Annotated in this window: 14 protein-coding genes; 3 read left to right on the top strand and 11 right to left on the bottom strand. The window is 65.5% G+C overall.

All coding sequences use genetic code 11. From position 1 onward, the window contains the following. Position 1: 1 nt before the first annotated feature. The gene (locus tag AYJ57_RS10255) at positions 2 to 1,579 is read right to left on the bottom strand and encodes a lysine--tRNA ligase (protein ID WP_066104567.1); all 1,578 of its coding nucleotides are present in this window, start codon (positions 1,577 to 1,579) and stop codon (positions 2 to 4) included. Between the two features lie 118 nt (positions 1,580 to 1,697). On the opposite strand from AYJ57_RS10255, the gene AYJ57_RS10250 reads away from it, so the two are divergent. Beyond that, a complete protein-coding gene (locus AYJ57_RS10250) occupies positions 1,698 to 2,123 on the top strand; it encodes a tellurite resistance TerB family protein (RefSeq protein ID WP_083191212.1) in 426 nt (141 codons plus the stop codon). Positions 2,124 to 2,508: 385 nt separating this feature from the next. On the opposite strand, the gene dacB is transcribed toward AYJ57_RS10250, so the two are convergent. Further along, on the bottom strand, positions 2,509 to 4,020 hold the full coding sequence (gene dacB / locus AYJ57_RS10245; protein WP_335740002.1) for a D-alanyl-D-alanine carboxypeptidase/D-alanyl-D-alanine endopeptidase: 1,512 nt from the start codon (positions 4,018 to 4,020) through the stop codon (positions 2,509 to 2,511). A gap of 160 nt (positions 4,021 to 4,180) precedes the next feature. After that, positions 4,181 to 4,804, bottom strand: a complete 624-nt coding sequence (locus AYJ57_RS10240) for a nicotinate-nucleotide adenylyltransferase (protein ID WP_066104560.1) — start codon at positions 4,802 to 4,804, stop codon at positions 4,181 to 4,183. Between the two features lie 164 nt (positions 4,805 to 4,968). On the opposite strand from AYJ57_RS10240, the gene ettA reads away from it, so the two are divergent. Then, a complete protein-coding gene (gene ettA / locus AYJ57_RS10235) occupies positions 4,969 to 6,624 on the top strand; it encodes an energy-dependent translational throttle protein EttA (RefSeq protein WP_066104557.1) in 1,656 nt (551 codons plus the stop codon). 270 nt (positions 6,625 to 6,894) lie between these two features. Here ettA and AYJ57_RS10230 read toward each other — a convergent pair whose 3' ends face one another. Beyond that, positions 6,895 to 7,371, bottom strand: a complete 477-nt coding sequence (locus AYJ57_RS10230) for a DUF2938 domain-containing protein (protein WP_066104554.1) — start codon at positions 7,369 to 7,371, stop codon at positions 6,895 to 6,897. Between the two features lie 382 nt (positions 7,372 to 7,753). Here AYJ57_RS10230 and AYJ57_RS10225 point away from each other — a divergent pair, with 382 nt between their 5' ends. After that, positions 7,754 to 7,960 carry a cold-shock protein gene (locus AYJ57_RS10225; protein ID WP_066104551.1) on the top strand — a complete coding sequence of 69 codons (207 nt, stop codon included), beginning with the start codon at positions 7,754 to 7,756 and terminating at the stop codon, positions 7,958 to 7,960. A gap of 100 nt (positions 7,961 to 8,060) precedes the next feature. Here the strand turns inward: AYJ57_RS10225 and AYJ57_RS25865 are convergent, their stop codons facing one another. The 7 genes from AYJ57_RS25865 to AYJ57_RS10195 all read right to left on the bottom strand — a co-directional run bounded on the left by AYJ57_RS25865 (position 8,061) and on the right by AYJ57_RS10195 (position 12,585). Then, positions 8,061 to 8,219: a hypothetical protein gene (locus tag AYJ57_RS25865; RefSeq protein ID WP_157374054.1), complete on the bottom strand. Its 159-nt coding sequence runs from the start codon at positions 8,217 to 8,219 to the stop codon at positions 8,061 to 8,063. A gap of 112 nt (positions 8,220 to 8,331) precedes the next feature. Next, the gene (locus tag AYJ57_RS10220) at positions 8,332 to 8,535 is read right to left on the bottom strand and encodes a YgaP family membrane protein (RefSeq protein ID WP_066104548.1); all 204 of its coding nucleotides are present in this window, start codon (positions 8,533 to 8,535) and stop codon (positions 8,332 to 8,334) included. Positions 8,536 to 8,661: 126 nt separating this feature from the next. Beyond that, positions 8,662 to 9,267 (bottom strand): CDP-alcohol phosphatidyltransferase family protein, encoded by a 606-nt coding sequence (locus AYJ57_RS10215; RefSeq protein ID WP_066104546.1) that lies wholly within the window; start codon positions 9,265 to 9,267, stop codon positions 8,662 to 8,664. Between the two features lie 61 nt (positions 9,268 to 9,328). Beyond that, positions 9,329 to 10,027 (bottom strand): glycosyltransferase family 2 protein, encoded by a 699-nt coding sequence (locus AYJ57_RS10210; protein ID WP_157374051.1) that lies wholly within the window; start codon positions 10,025 to 10,027, stop codon positions 9,329 to 9,331. Next, the gene (locus tag AYJ57_RS10205) at positions 10,024 to 10,608 is read right to left on the bottom strand and encodes a DedA family protein (protein WP_066104541.1); all 585 of its coding nucleotides are present in this window, start codon (positions 10,606 to 10,608) and stop codon (positions 10,024 to 10,026) included. Before AYJ57_RS10205 ends, AYJ57_RS10210 begins: the two co-directional genes overlap by 4 nt. Before the next feature lie 4 nt (positions 10,609 to 10,612). Then, positions 10,613 to 11,746 carry a ceramide glucosyltransferase gene (locus AYJ57_RS10200; protein ID WP_066104539.1) on the bottom strand — a complete coding sequence of 378 codons (1,134 nt, stop codon included), beginning with the start codon at positions 11,744 to 11,746 and terminating at the stop codon, positions 10,613 to 10,615. Beyond that, entirely contained in the window at positions 11,746 to 12,585 is an 840-nt protein-coding gene (locus tag AYJ57_RS10195) for a UDP-2,3-diacylglucosamine diphosphatase (RefSeq protein ID WP_066104536.1), read from the bottom strand. Before AYJ57_RS10195 ends, AYJ57_RS10200 begins: the two co-directional genes overlap by 1 nt. Positions 12,586 to 12,683: the final 98 nt, after the last annotated feature.

Raw genomic sequence — 12,683 nt, 5'->3', positions numbered from 1 at the left:
TTCAGCCCAGTTCGCCCGCCAGCCCCTTACGGATCAGCGCCGCGGTCTCGTCAACGCCGTAGAGCGCGATGAATCCGCCAAAGCGCGGCCCTTGGCTCTGGCCCAGCAGCACTTCGTAAAGCGCCTTGAACCACTCGCGCAGGTTCTCGAACTCATGCGTTTTGCCGACCGAGAAGACCATGGTCTGCAGCGCCTCGTCCTCGACCGCGCCATCGTAGCCCTCAAGCTGAGCGGCAAGGTCTTCCATCGCCGCACGTTCCTGATCGGTGGGCGCGCGGAACTGCTTCGTCGGTTTGACGAAGTCGTTGTAGTAGCGCACCGCGTAACCGGCAGCGGCGTCGAGATCGGGATGCGTCTTGGGCTCGGCCTCGGGCGCGTAGCGGCGGATGAAGCCCCACATCGCTTCCTTGTCCTCGGCACCGGCGGCCGAGGCGAGGTTGAGCAGCATCGAGAAGGGCACCACCATCTTCGTCTCGGGCACGTCACCGCCGTGGATGTGCCACACCGGGTTGTTGAGCTGCGCCTTGGCATCCTGCGTCGGATAGGCGCGCAGCTGCTGGTGGTACTCGTCCATCGCCTTGGGAATCACGTCCCACCACAGGCGCTTCGCGGTCTTCGGCTTCTGGTACATGAAGTAGGACAGCGATTCCGACGAGGCGTAGGTGAGCCACTCGTCGATCGACAGGCCGTTGCCCTTGGACTTCGAGATCTTCTCGCCGTTCTCGTCGAGGAAAAGCTCGTAGGTGAAGTGCTCGGGCGCGCGCACGCCGAGCGTCCGGCAGATGCCGTCGTAGATCGGCGTGTTGGTCGAGTGGTCTTTGCCGTACATCTCGAAGTCGACGCCAAGCGCGGCCCAGCGGGCACCGAAGTCGGGCTTCCACTGCAGCTTCACGTTGCCGCCGGTCACCGGAACGGTCCATTCCTTGCCGTCGTCATCGTCGAAGGTGATCGTACCTTCCTTGGCATCGACATTCTTCACCGGCACATAAAGCACGCGGCCCGTCTCGGGGTGGACCGGCAGGAAGATCGAATAGGTCGAGGCCCGCTCTTCACGCAGCGATTTCAGCATGATCTTCATCAGATCATCGTATTTCTCGCAGCAACGCAGCAGGATCTCGTCGAACTGGCCCGACTTGTAGAAGTCGGTCGCCGAATAGAATTCATACTCGAAGCCGAAGGTGTCGAGGAACCGGCGCAGCATGGCGTTGTTGTGGTGGCCAAAGCTCTCGAATTCCTCGAAGGGATCGGGGACCGAGGTCAGCGGGCGCTGCAGGTTCTCGTGCAGAAGCTCTTGGTTCGGCACGTTCTCGGGCACTTTGCGCATGCCGTCCATATCGTCCGAGAAACAGATCAGACGGGTCGGGATGTCCGAGATCACCTCGAAGGCGCGGCGGATCATCGTGGTGCGCGCAACTTCGCCGAAGGTGCCGATGTGCGGCAGACCCGACGGACCATAGCCGGTCTCGAACAGCACATATCCCTTCTCGGGCGGCGTCTTCTCGTAGCGTTTCAGCACCCGGCGCGCCTCTTCAAAGGGCCAGGCCTTCGAGCTCATTGCTGCGTCGCGCAGTTCGGACATTGAAACACTCCTTAGGGAAGAAACGCCCCCATTCACGGGGCAGTGCGCCCGCGTCCTATTGCAGCCGGGGCATGGGGTCAATAAATTGCGCGTAGCATGATTTTTCCGGAGTATTCCAGTGTCTGAAGCCGCCCCGCATCCGATGACCCCGCAAGACTGCCTCGTCGCCCTGATGATCGCGGTCTCGGCCTCTGACGAGAACATGCGCACCGCCGAGCTGGTGAAGATCGAATCCTCGGTCAACATGCTGCCGATCTTCAGCAACTACGACATCGACCGGATGCGCGTGGTCACCGATCTGGTGTTCGACCTCTTCGAGCAGGAAGACGGGCTCGACGCGCTTTTCGGCCTGCTTCGCGACAACCTGCCCGAGCGGCTGAACGAGACCGCCTATGCGCTGGCCTGCGACGTGGCCGCCGCCGATGGCACGCTGCGCGAAGAGGAACTGCGGCTGCTCGAGGAAATCCGCTACGAGCTCGACATCGACCGGCTGCATGCCGCCGCCATCGAACGCGGCGCGCGCGCCCGTCACCTGCACGGCTAAGCGTCCCGTTCTATACCCGGCCCTACCCCCTGCCTTGCCCTGCCCGGTTTCGGCAGGGCCCCAAGGCAATGGGCGGAAAACACCCTATCCGTGTGCGCCTTCCGCACCGCAGCGTGACGACGGATGGTTTTTCGAATATGATGTAATTGTGCGCATTACCGCACTTAATCCACCACTCATTCTTTCCGAGTCGTTTCTGTTTTCACTGCATTTTCAAGGAAGACAGCCCATGTCACGTCATCACGTGACCCGTCATAGGTTCACCCTGTTCGCTGCACTGCTGCTTTGCCTGCTTCCGATCCTCGGCGCATTGGCATTGTGAGCACCCCGCTGGCCTGCCCTACCGGTCATCCGGCTGGGCGAGCGCGGCGCCTCCACGCCCCATTTAGGGCGCGGCGCTTTGCGGCTTGGCGACACTGCCGGACGAGGTTTGCGTGGTCGGCGTGACATCGGGGCTGGCGCTTGCCACGGCAGCAGCAGGCTCGGGTCCGGTGCCCTTGGGGAAGAGCACCGCCCAGCGTTCGATCAGATCCTGCTGCAGCGCCTTGGCGCGGCGGTTCCACGCGCGCATGCCCGGCGGGCGCTCGCGCTCCTCCACCGGGATCGCGTCGCGCCGCGGCACGTCACCGCAGAAGATCGCGAACACCAGTTGCTCGCCGCTCGGCATGTCGACAAAGCCACCAAGACCGCTGACGAAATTCAGCGTGCCGGTCTTTGCATGGACCTTCAGCGGGTGATCCTGCACCGGTCGCCCGCGCCCGTCGAGCATGGTGATCGGCTTCAGCAATGGCTTCAGCCCCAGCCGCCGCTCGGCCTGCAGCAGCGCCGAGGCCACATCCGCCGCCGCAACCCGGCTGTTGCCGCCAAGGCCCGAATGGTCGGTCATGGCAATATGGGTCAGCCCCAACTCGTCGCGCGCCCAGGTGTTCATCACCTCGGCGGAATGCACGATCGATTCGGCATGCCCCAGCCGCTTGCGGGTGGCGGTCAGCCCGACCAGTTCGGCGGTCAGGTTGGTGGAATACTTCAGCATCTCCTTGAGGATCACATGCAGCGGCTCGCTCTCGCGACGCGCCACCAGATCCACAGTCTCGACACCATGTTCGATCACCGGCTCGGGCAGTTGCAGCCCCTGCGATCCGGCCAGTGCCTGAAACACTTCACCGGCGTAAAGCTCGGGCTTGCGCACCGGCAGCCAGCGCGAGCCGCCCTTGCCAAGCGCGTGGCTGGCCACGCTCCATTCATCGCGCCCGTCCTGATCGGCATAGGTGTAGATCGGCCCATTACGGTCCGAGACGGCCATATGCGCCATGCGCACTGACTGCCGCCCCGCCATCGAGGGCGCGTCCATGCTGACGTCATAGCCGTTGCCGTCGCGCTCCCACTCAAAGCTGACGCGGTTGTAATTGAGGTTGATCGCCGAAACGGCCGGGTTGTAGCTGACGTGCACCGGCTGCTCTAGATCGATCTGCGCCGCATAGGGCAGCGCGCCACCATCGACGATAAAGCGCCCGGTCACTTTCTTGATGCCGATCTCGGCAAGGCTGCGCGCCATCTCGGCCAGCCCGTCGGTGTCCAGCGTCGGATCGCCGCCACCGACCAGCACCAGATCGCCCTTCAACTCGCCGCCGACGATCGCGCCCGTGGTCCAAAGCTCTGTGGAGAAACGGTAATCCGGGCCCAGCGTGTCGAGCGCGTAAGAGGCGGTCAACGACTTGGCCACACTCGCGGGCGGCAGGCCCAGCGTGCCCTGATGGCTCTCGAGCAGCTGGCCCGTCGCGGCGCTGAGCACCGCGTAGCCGACCAGCCCATCACCAAGATTGGCCTTGGCGATCAGATCTTCGGGCGTGTCGAGCGTGCGCAGCGCGACATTGTCGCCGCGCCCAATCGGTCGCAAAGACCGTTCGACCGCGCCAGCAAACGCCGGGGCCGCAGCCGCGGATACACCGGACGCAGCGAGGAAAGACAAAAAGTGACGACGAGACAGACCGCGGTTCATGCCGCCGATCTAACCGAAGCGAGTGAGGCGCAGCAAGCGTCCTGCACGCGGGACTACTTCACATTTGCGCCGGTTCGGCACGCGTCCGCGCACGAATGGCCGTGGAACTGAGGTCCGACATCGGCAGGTTCACGAAGCACCAGCGCGGCGGCGTGGCAAGCGGCAGCACCGCCGCGGCCCGGCTCGGCAGGCGCGCGTGGCGAAACACCGTCGCCGCCACCGACTCGCGCGCGGCCAACCGGCTGCCCGGACGCGCCAGCACCCCTACCGGCACCCGGCGCATGATCTCGCGCCAGTCTTCCCAGCGGTGCAGCTGCGCCAGATTGTCGGCGCCCATCAGCCATGTGAAGCGCACACCGGGGTGCCGCGCCTGCAGCAGCGCCAGCGTGCGGGCCGTGTGCCGCGTCCCGGCCAGCGCCTCAAAGCCGCTGACCATGACCCGCGGATGCTGAATCATTGCGCGGGCCGCCGCGATCCGCGCCTCCAGCGGTGCCGGGCCCTGAACCTTGAGCGGATTGCCGGGGCTCACCAGCCAGATGATCCGGTCGAGGCGAAAGCGCTTCAACGCCTCCAGAGTGATGCGCACATGGCCTTCATGCGGCGGGTCGAACGATCCGCCGAGCAATCCGATCCTCTGTACGGCCCGCAGATGAAAGCCGGTTTCATACGCATTCCAGAGCATTGCGCCCCTTCCTTTAGGAATGAATGCCCAAAGACACAGGATTTCGCTCGGGGATCAACCGCATTTTTCCACAGGGAGCGGGCCGCATCCCGGCAAACAAGGCATTTGCTTTCCCCCGTCGCGGTGCCATACACCCCCGCAAAGCTTTTTCACCGGAGGAACCGATGGCCAGCTATCAGTACGTCTACCACATGGACGGCGTCTCCAAGACCTATCCCGGCGGCAAGAAATGCTTCGAGAACATCCGTCTCAGCTTTCTGCCCGGGGTGAAAATCGGTGTCGTCGGCGTCAACGGCGCCGGTAAATCGACCCTGCTCCGCATCATGGCGGGCATCGACAAGGACTTCTCGGGCGAGGCCTGGGCCGCCGAGGGCGCCAAGGTCGGCTATCTGCCGCAGGAGCCCGAGCTTGATGCCTCGCTCGACGTGCGCGGCAACGTCATGCTCGGCGTGGCCGAAAAGAAGGCCAAGCTCGACCGGTTCAACGAACTGGCGATGAACTACAGCGACGAGACCGCCGACGAGATGGCGCAGCTGCAGGACGAGATCGATTCGCAGAACCTGTGGGATCTCGACAGCCAGATCGACGTCGCCATGGAAGCGCTGCGTTGCCCGCCGGACGAGGCGGATGTGACCACGCTGTCGGGTGGTGAGAAGCGCCGCGTCGCGCTCTGCAAGCTGCTGCTTGAAGCGCCCGACATGCTGCTGCTCGACGAACCGACCAACCACCTCGACGCCGAGACCATCGCTTGGCTGCAGAACCACCTCATCGAGTACAAGGGCACGATCCTCTGCGTCACGCACGACCGTTACTTCCTCGATGACATCACCGGCTGGATCCTCGAGCTCGACCGTGGCCGCGGCGTCCCCTACGAGGGCAACTACTCGAGCTGGCTGGAGCAGAAAGCCAAGCGCCTCGCGCAGGAAGCCCGCGAAGACAAGGCCAAGCAGAAGACCCTCGAGCGTGAGCTTGAGTGGATGCGTCAGGGCGCCAAGGCGCGTCAGGCCAAGTCGAAAGCCCGTATCGCCGCCTATGAAGAGATGGCGGGCCAGTCCGAACGCGAGCGCGTCGGCCGCGCCCAGATCGTCATCCCCAACGGCCCGCGCCTTGGTGGCAAGGTGATCGAGGTCGAAGGCCTGAAGAAGGCCATGGGCGACAAGCTGCTGATCGAGAACCTCGACTTCTCGCTGCCGCCGGGCGGCATCGTCGGCGTGATCGGCCCCAACGGCGCCGGTAAATCGACGCTGTTCAAGATGCTCACCGGTCAGGAACAGCCCGACGAAGGCACCGTCACCTACGGCGACACGGTCAAACTGTCCTATGTCGACCAGTCGCGCGACGATCTCGATCCGGACGCCAACGTCTGGGAAGCGATCTCGGGCGGTGCGGAAATCATCCAGCTGGGCGACGCGCAAATCAACAGCCGCGCCTATTGCGGTGCGTTCAACTTCAAGGGCGGCGACCAGCAGAAGAAGGTCGGCCTGCTCTCGGGTGGTGAACGCAACCGCGTGCACATGGCGCGCCTGCTGAAAGAGGGCGGCAACGTCCTGCTGCTCGACGAACCGACCAACGATCTCGACGTGGAAACCCTGCGGGCGCTCGAAGACGCGCTTGTCGATTTCGCCGGCTGCGCCGTGGTGATCTCGCACGACCGCTTCTTCCTCGACCGTATCTGTACCCACATCCTCGCCTTCGAGGGCGAAGCGCATGTGGAATGGTTCGAGGGCAACTTCGAGGACTACGAAGAAGACAAGAAGCGCCGTCTCGGTGCCGATGCGCTGGAACCGACGCGGGTGAAGTTCAAGAAATTCGCCCGCTGAGCGGCACTCCGCCCAGCATTTCAGAAAATGAAGATGACCCCGCGTACACATTCGTGCGCGGGGTCTTTCGTTTCGGCGCGTGGATCATTAGGTGCCCGCTCGCGGAAGATGCGGCGAAGCGCCCGGCCTTCCGCGAAACACACGCATAGACCTCAAGAGTTCAAAATGAACACGCAGTCCGCACAGAAATCCCGCCAGTCGGCACCGAAGAAACGGGATCCCGAGCCAGAACCCACGTTCCGCTTTACCGACTGGGCGATGATCTGACGCTCAGGTGGCGATCAGCGCCATCGCATACATGCCCAGACCAAAGACGGTATGGGCGATGAGACCCAGCGCCCGCCCCTTCCAGGGGGTGGGCGTTTTCGACAGCGCCCAGCCCAGCCCCATGCCGGGGTGCAGCAAGAACCATCCCGCCGCGATGGTGACCAGCGCGAAGGCCCAGAGCGGCGCCCATGTGGGCGCTTCCAGCCAGCCCTTCCCCGCAAGCAGCACGAAGATCACGCCGTAGATGGCCCCCACCACATAGTGGAAGGTCCAGCCGATGGCGCTTTCGCCCGGCACAGGTTCGGCGGCGTTTATGTCGTCGTGGAAGACCTTGCCGCGCGCCACATGCGCGACCCAGCGGCCGGGGTTGCGCCATGCCGGACGCGGATAGCCCAGCACGAGATGCAGGCAGAGCGCCCAGAGGTCCATAGCCACGGTGCCGCCCAGCCCCATGGCGATCCCGATCATCAGTTGCTGCATCGATGGTCTCCCTGTTTCGCCTAGAGGTGCCGCAAGGGCAGCCGCGCCGCAAGCCCCTCCCGGCCCCGTCCCGGCCCCATCCTGCCCGCTAACAGGCGTGGGCCGATCTGATCGGCGCCCTGCGCCCCTGCGCGGCACCGGCGATCCTTCGCCAAACGCTGTGTGTAAATCCCGATTATCTTCAGCGCGTGAAGGCCGGGGCCCGCCCGGAAGTGGCCGAATCCCCTTGAAATTAGAGAATTGCCATGTAACGCTTGAGGCCGCTTAGGCTTCTATTCGACGACCCAGTTCCGACCCGGCACGCAGTCTATCGATACAGACGTTTCTACGCCGGGCTGCCGCAGTTCCGTGGGCAGCACAAGACAGGAAAGGGGTTTAACCCATGGCAACTGGCACCGTGAAGTGGTTCAACACCACCAAGGGCTACGGCTTCATCGCACCCGATGGCGGCTCCAAGGACGTTTTCGTGCACATCTCGGCTGTTGAGCGTTCGGGCCTGACCGGCCTCGCCGACAACCAGAAAGTGACCTACGAGCTGCAAGCCGGCCGTGACGGTCGCGAAAGCGCCGTGAACATCCAGCTCGCCTGAGCATCGGATTTCGCGGGGGACCTCCCCCGCACAGGAAAGGGGCGGCCCGTTTGGGACCGCCCCTTTTTCATGTTTGATTCCGCGTCCGCTGCATAAGGTGTCAGACGCGCCGCTTCACCTCCCGCAGCGCTCGCTCGGCCAGCCGCAGCTTCTGGCTGTGGCTGCGCTTCACCGGACGGCGGCGCACGGGTCGGTTGCTGTGATGGGTGCTCGCAGCATAGCTTTTGGCGGCACGGCGGATGATGTTTGCAAAGGACATGGGTTCCTCCGGGTTTCGTCCAATGCCCCTCCCGGGGCTTGCAGGACAAACCCGCGCAGGCCCGCCACGGTTCCCCGCCTGCCGTTCCGAAGCGGAAAACCGCCCGTGTGGCTTATGTGAAAACGGTGCCCGACTTTACGCCCAGCTTGCGGAAGATCATCGCTGCCGGGCAGAACCCGGTCACCGATGCCTGCATCAGGTTAAGCCCGACGAAGACCGTCAGCCACACCCAATAGGGCGACACCCACACGGTCAGCGCCACGCTCAGCAGCACCATGAACCCGGCAAACAGCATGACAGCACGATCAAGTGTCATATCCTGCACTCCTTGCAATGCCCGGATGCCCCGGCGGCATCCGCCTGTCAGAAATCTAGGCGCATCCCCTTTCACATTCAATATACGGAATGTCGCACCCCAACGCCTATGCACCCAAGGGGACGATCAGCGGAACAGCCGCCATCCCGCCAATATGCGGGTCGCCGTGGTGATCGCGCAGGCCGCCGCAAAGATGCAGGCCAGCGGCGCGAAGGCACCCGGCCAGAGGCAGATCGCCGCCAGAAAGACGATGGTCTCGGCGCCTTCGGTCAGCCCCCCAAGGTAGTAGATGCCCTTTGAGGGGTACTCCGCCGCCGTCATCCCGCGCCGCTCGGCGATCAGCGAAAAGGCGAGGAAGGACGAGCCGGTGCCGATGAAGCTGGCGATCACCAAGGCCGCTGCAAGCGCGTTGGCCTCGGGATCGGCGAGCGCAAAGCCCAGCGGGAAGAGCGCGTAGAACAGAAAATCCAGCGCAATGTCGAGAAAGGCGCCCCGGTCGCTCGGCCCGGCCATGCGCGCCACCTCGCCATCCAAGCCGTCTGCGAGACGGTTTGCCGCGAGCCCCGCCAGCGCCAGCCCCGGAAGCCCAAGCGCCGCCGCCCCGGCCCCGGCAAGACCAAAGCCAAAGCCCGCCAGCGTGATCCAATCGGCCTTTATCCCGGCGGCATAGAGCTTGCGGGCGACGGGGTGCAGCAGGCGGCGCTGCAGCGGCAGGAGGAAGGCATCAATCATCGGCGCAGTCTTGGGCTGCCTGCGCGGCGCGATCAAGGGGGCCGCGACGCGAGATTGGCGCTCAGACCCGACGGGCGCGCAGTGCCAGCACCTGCCGCAGCGTCTCGGTGGGCGGCACGGTGCGGAAAATATCCCCCAGCATCGCCGCATCGGCGCGCAGCCCGGTAATCCAGCCGCCGCGCTTGTCGTGCTTATAGGGGCTTTCCACCTCGGGCCAGCGCACCACGGCCACGCGCAGCCCGGCGTCGATCCACAGCCGGTTCATGAACACTTCGAGCCCGAAGCGCGGCAGCGCCTCGAGCGCCGCCAGTTGCGAGGCCAGAACCGCGCGCGGCATCACCCGCTCGCCCGAGATATAGTCGATGCCGATCATCCGCCACAGCAGCGGCGCGTTGCGGCGCAGGCTGATCGCCGCCCCGGCATGGCCCTGCAGCACGGGCGTGGCCAAGGCCGACAGATGCTCTGGCCCCAGTCCCAGCAGATCGCTGTCCAGAAGCAGCACATGCTGCCCGCGCGCCTCGGCGATGCCGCGCGCGACGGCGCGTGTCTTGCCGCCGTTGCGGGGCTGACGCAGCACCCGCAGATGCCCGTGCCCCTGCCCCGCCGCCTCGGCGGCCTCGGCAGTGCCATCACCAGAGCCGTCGTCGACCACCACGACCTCTCCGATCAGCGGATGGTCCAGCACCGCCTGCAGCACCCCGCCGATGCGCGGCGCCTCGTTATAGGCGGGGATGATGCAGCTGAGCGCGATCTCGGTCATTTCTTCACTCCCACCTTCAGCCCGCGGCGCAGCCCCCAGCCCACGGCGAAAAGCACCAGCCCGCCCAGAAGCACCAGCGAGGCGCGGGCGATCCAATTGTCGATCTGGCTGTAAGCCGAGCCCAGCGTGTAGCCGAGCGCCACGAAGAACAGGCTTTTGGGAATGGTCGCCAGCGTGTTGACCCAGAAGAAGCGCCACAGCGACATGCGCGCCATGCCCGCGGCCACGAGGATCGGCGCGCCGGCGCTATGGGTGATCTTGCCGATCACCAGCGTGCGCCCGCCCTTGTGGTGAAAATGCCCCGCCAGCGCCGCCAACCGTGCCCGGTTCAGCCCCATCTTCATCAGCCAGCGCTGCGGCAGCCGGGTCAGCCCCCAGCGCCCAATGCCGTAGTAGAGCACGTCGCCAACCACATCGGCGACGATCACCACCAGCGTCACGCTCCAGATGTCCAGCAGGCCGCGGCTCGCCAGCCACGCGGCGATCACCGTCACGATCGGCCCTTCGAGCATGGCGATGGGGGCGAGGATCGCCAGCCCCTCCTTGGCGATGAGGGCGGTTACCGTTTCCAGTCCGATCAAGGTCTTACTCCGCAGGCCCCGCAGCCGAGGAGGGTGTGCTGCCGGGAGCCATATCCGTTCCGCGCCAGGAGATTCCGCGCCCCGCCCATGTGGCCACCCAAATGGCCGGAAGCAAGAGGTCGCGCATCAGCATGGCCGCGACATCCCGCGCACCGGCAGGCCAGCCCGCCACTTTGCACAGGGTCCATTCCGCACCGTACCACAGGATCAGAAGCACCGGCAGCGCCCACAGCGGCGCCGCCCCAAGGGTGATCAGGCCGATAAGGCCAAGCAGCGCCAGAAGCGGGCCCTGCGCGATCTCACCGATGAAAAGCCCCGGAAACCCGTCGCGCCGCACCCGCGACCAGCGCAGCTGCCGGTCCCAGACCGTGCGCGCCGCCCGGCTGCCTATGGGCTGCGAGAAGAGCCGCTGAGACAGCCGCACCTTCAGCCCCTGCGCACGCACCAGTTTGGTCGCGGCGACGTCTTCGGCGAGGTTGCGCCCCAGCGCCCGCAGCCCGCCGCCCGCCTCCAGCACATCGCGCCGCCAGAACAGCGTCTTGCCCTGCGCAAAGCCCAGCCCAAGGCTGTCCGCCGCCAGTTGCCAACGACCCTGCGAGCTGTTGAGAAACGCGCATTCCACCGCGCCCCAGAAGTTTTCGGGGCGGCTGCCTGCGGGCGGGGCCGAGACCAGCCCGGTGCCCTCGCGCCATGTCGCCACAAGCCGCGTCAGATAATCGCGATCGAGCAGCAGGTTGCTGTCGGTCATCACCAGATGCTCGCTGCGCGCCGCCGCGACCCCCTTGAACAGGTTGTTGAGCTTGGGGTTGCCGGTCTGCGCCACGTCGCCGATCAGCAGCTGCGCCTGCACCTGCGGGTGCGCCGCGATCAGCCGCCGCACCAGCGGCACCGCGGCGTCCTTGTCTCGCGCGGCGCAAAAGATCACCTCATAGTTCGGGTAGTCCTGCACAAAGGACGAGGCCAGCGTCTCTTCGTCAAAGGCATCGAGCCCGCAGACCGGGCGGATAAGCGACACGAAAGGCAGATCCGCTTGCGCAGGCCTCTGCTCGGGCCCCACATAACGTGCGCCCGCCAGCACCGCGCTCAGCAGATGGATCGCCAGCGGCACAAGCACTAAAAGCAGCAGCAGCGTCAGCATCACATCGCCCCCTCGGCCAAGGCGCCTTTTTCGGGTGTGGCCTCGGCGGCACGGGCGGGCAGCGGGCGCGGCAGTGCCGCCGCCGGGGCGCGCTCATAGCTCACCAGTTGCAGCCGCCCGTCGAAATCCTCGGCCAGCGCGGTGAGGCTGTCGACCCAATCGCCGCAATTGGCATAGGTGATGCCGCTGCGCAGGCGCACGCCCGGCTTGTGCGAATGACCGCAGATCACCCCGCGCGCACCGGCCGCCTCGGCCAGCCGCGTGAGTTTGCGCTCAAACCCGTCACCCATCGCCAGCATTCCGTTGGCCCAGCCGAAGACCCGGTCCACAAAGCTCTGCTCCCATTCGGTCAGCCCCGCGCGGCGGCGCAGATAGGCGTCGAGCTGGCGCAGCGAGGCGTCGATGCGGCTGCCAAGCCGGGTCATGAAGTGCCAGCGCAGAATCCGCGGATCGCATTGATCCCCATGCAGCACGAGATAGCGCCGCCCGTCCGCGCCGTGGTGGATCACCGCCTCACGCAGTTCCCACCCCTCGATCGCCGCACCGGGCGCGCGCATCTTGGCGTCATGATTTCCCGGCAGATAGACCACCCGCGTCCCGTCCTTCGCCCGGCTCCGCAGCTCGGCCATGATCTGATCATGCGCCGCCGCCCAATGCAGCCGCCCGCCGTGCCACAGATCGAAGATGTCGCCGACGAGATAGATGGTCTCGGCCTCGACCCCGCGCAGAAACTCGAGGATCGGCCCCGACCGGCAGGCACGCGCGCCGAGATGGAGGTCGGAAATGAACAAGCTGCGGTACGAGGTGCGGGCAATCTTGCCTGCGGAAAAGGTCGGCATCCGGGCATGTTCCTTCACTGTTCGCCCGCCTTATGGCGAATCGATGTATCGCCAATGTGACGAGGCACCGACGAGAACGCGCAGCCACCGCGACCGGT

This window comes from Salipiger sp. CCB-MM3, from assembly GCF_001687105.1.
GTDB lineage: Bacteria > Pseudomonadota > Alphaproteobacteria > Rhodobacterales > Rhodobacteraceae > Salipiger.
This window is presented reverse-complemented; position numbering and strand designations above follow the sequence as displayed.

Excerpts from the sequence above, each read along its gene's own strand:
- AYJ57_RS10255 (WP_066104567.1), bottom strand. The coding sequence starts at position 1,579 with ATGTCCGAACTGCGCGACGCAGCAATGAGCTCGAAGGCCTGGCCCTTT.
- AYJ57_RS10240 (WP_066104560.1), bottom strand. The coding sequence starts at position 4,804 with ATGCTCTGGAATGCGTATGAAACCGGCTTTCATCTGCGGGCCGTACAG.
- ettA (WP_066104557.1), top strand. The coding sequence starts at position 4,969 with ATGGCCAGCTATCAGTACGTCTACCACATGGACGGCGTCTCCAAGACC.
- AYJ57_RS10230 (WP_066104554.1), bottom strand. The coding sequence starts at position 7,371 with ATGCAGCAACTGATGATCGGGATCGCCATGGGGCTGGGCGGCACCGTG.
- AYJ57_RS10225 (WP_066104551.1), top strand. The coding sequence starts at position 7,754 with ATGGCAACTGGCACCGTGAAGTGGTTCAACACCACCAAGGGCTACGGC.
- AYJ57_RS25865 (WP_157374054.1), bottom strand. The coding sequence starts at position 8,219 with ATGTCCTTTGCAAACATCATCCGCCGTGCCGCCAAAAGCTATGCTGCG.
- AYJ57_RS10220 (WP_066104548.1), bottom strand. The coding sequence starts at position 8,535 with ATGACACTTGATCGTGCTGTCATGCTGTTTGCCGGGTTCATGGTGCTG.
- AYJ57_RS10215 (WP_066104546.1), bottom strand. The coding sequence starts at position 9,267 with ATGATTGATGCCTTCCTCCTGCCGCTGCAGCGCCGCCTGCTGCACCCC.
- AYJ57_RS10210 (WP_157374051.1), bottom strand. The coding sequence starts at position 10,027 with ATGACCGAGATCGCGCTCAGCTGCATCATCCCCGCCTATAACGAGGCG.
- AYJ57_RS10200 (WP_066104539.1), bottom strand. The coding sequence starts at position 11,746 with ATGCTGACGCTGCTGCTGCTTTTAGTGCTTGTGCCGCTGGCGATCCAT.
- AYJ57_RS10195 (WP_066104536.1), bottom strand. The coding sequence starts at position 12,585 with ATGCCGACCTTTTCCGCAGGCAAGATTGCCCGCACCTCGTACCGCAGC.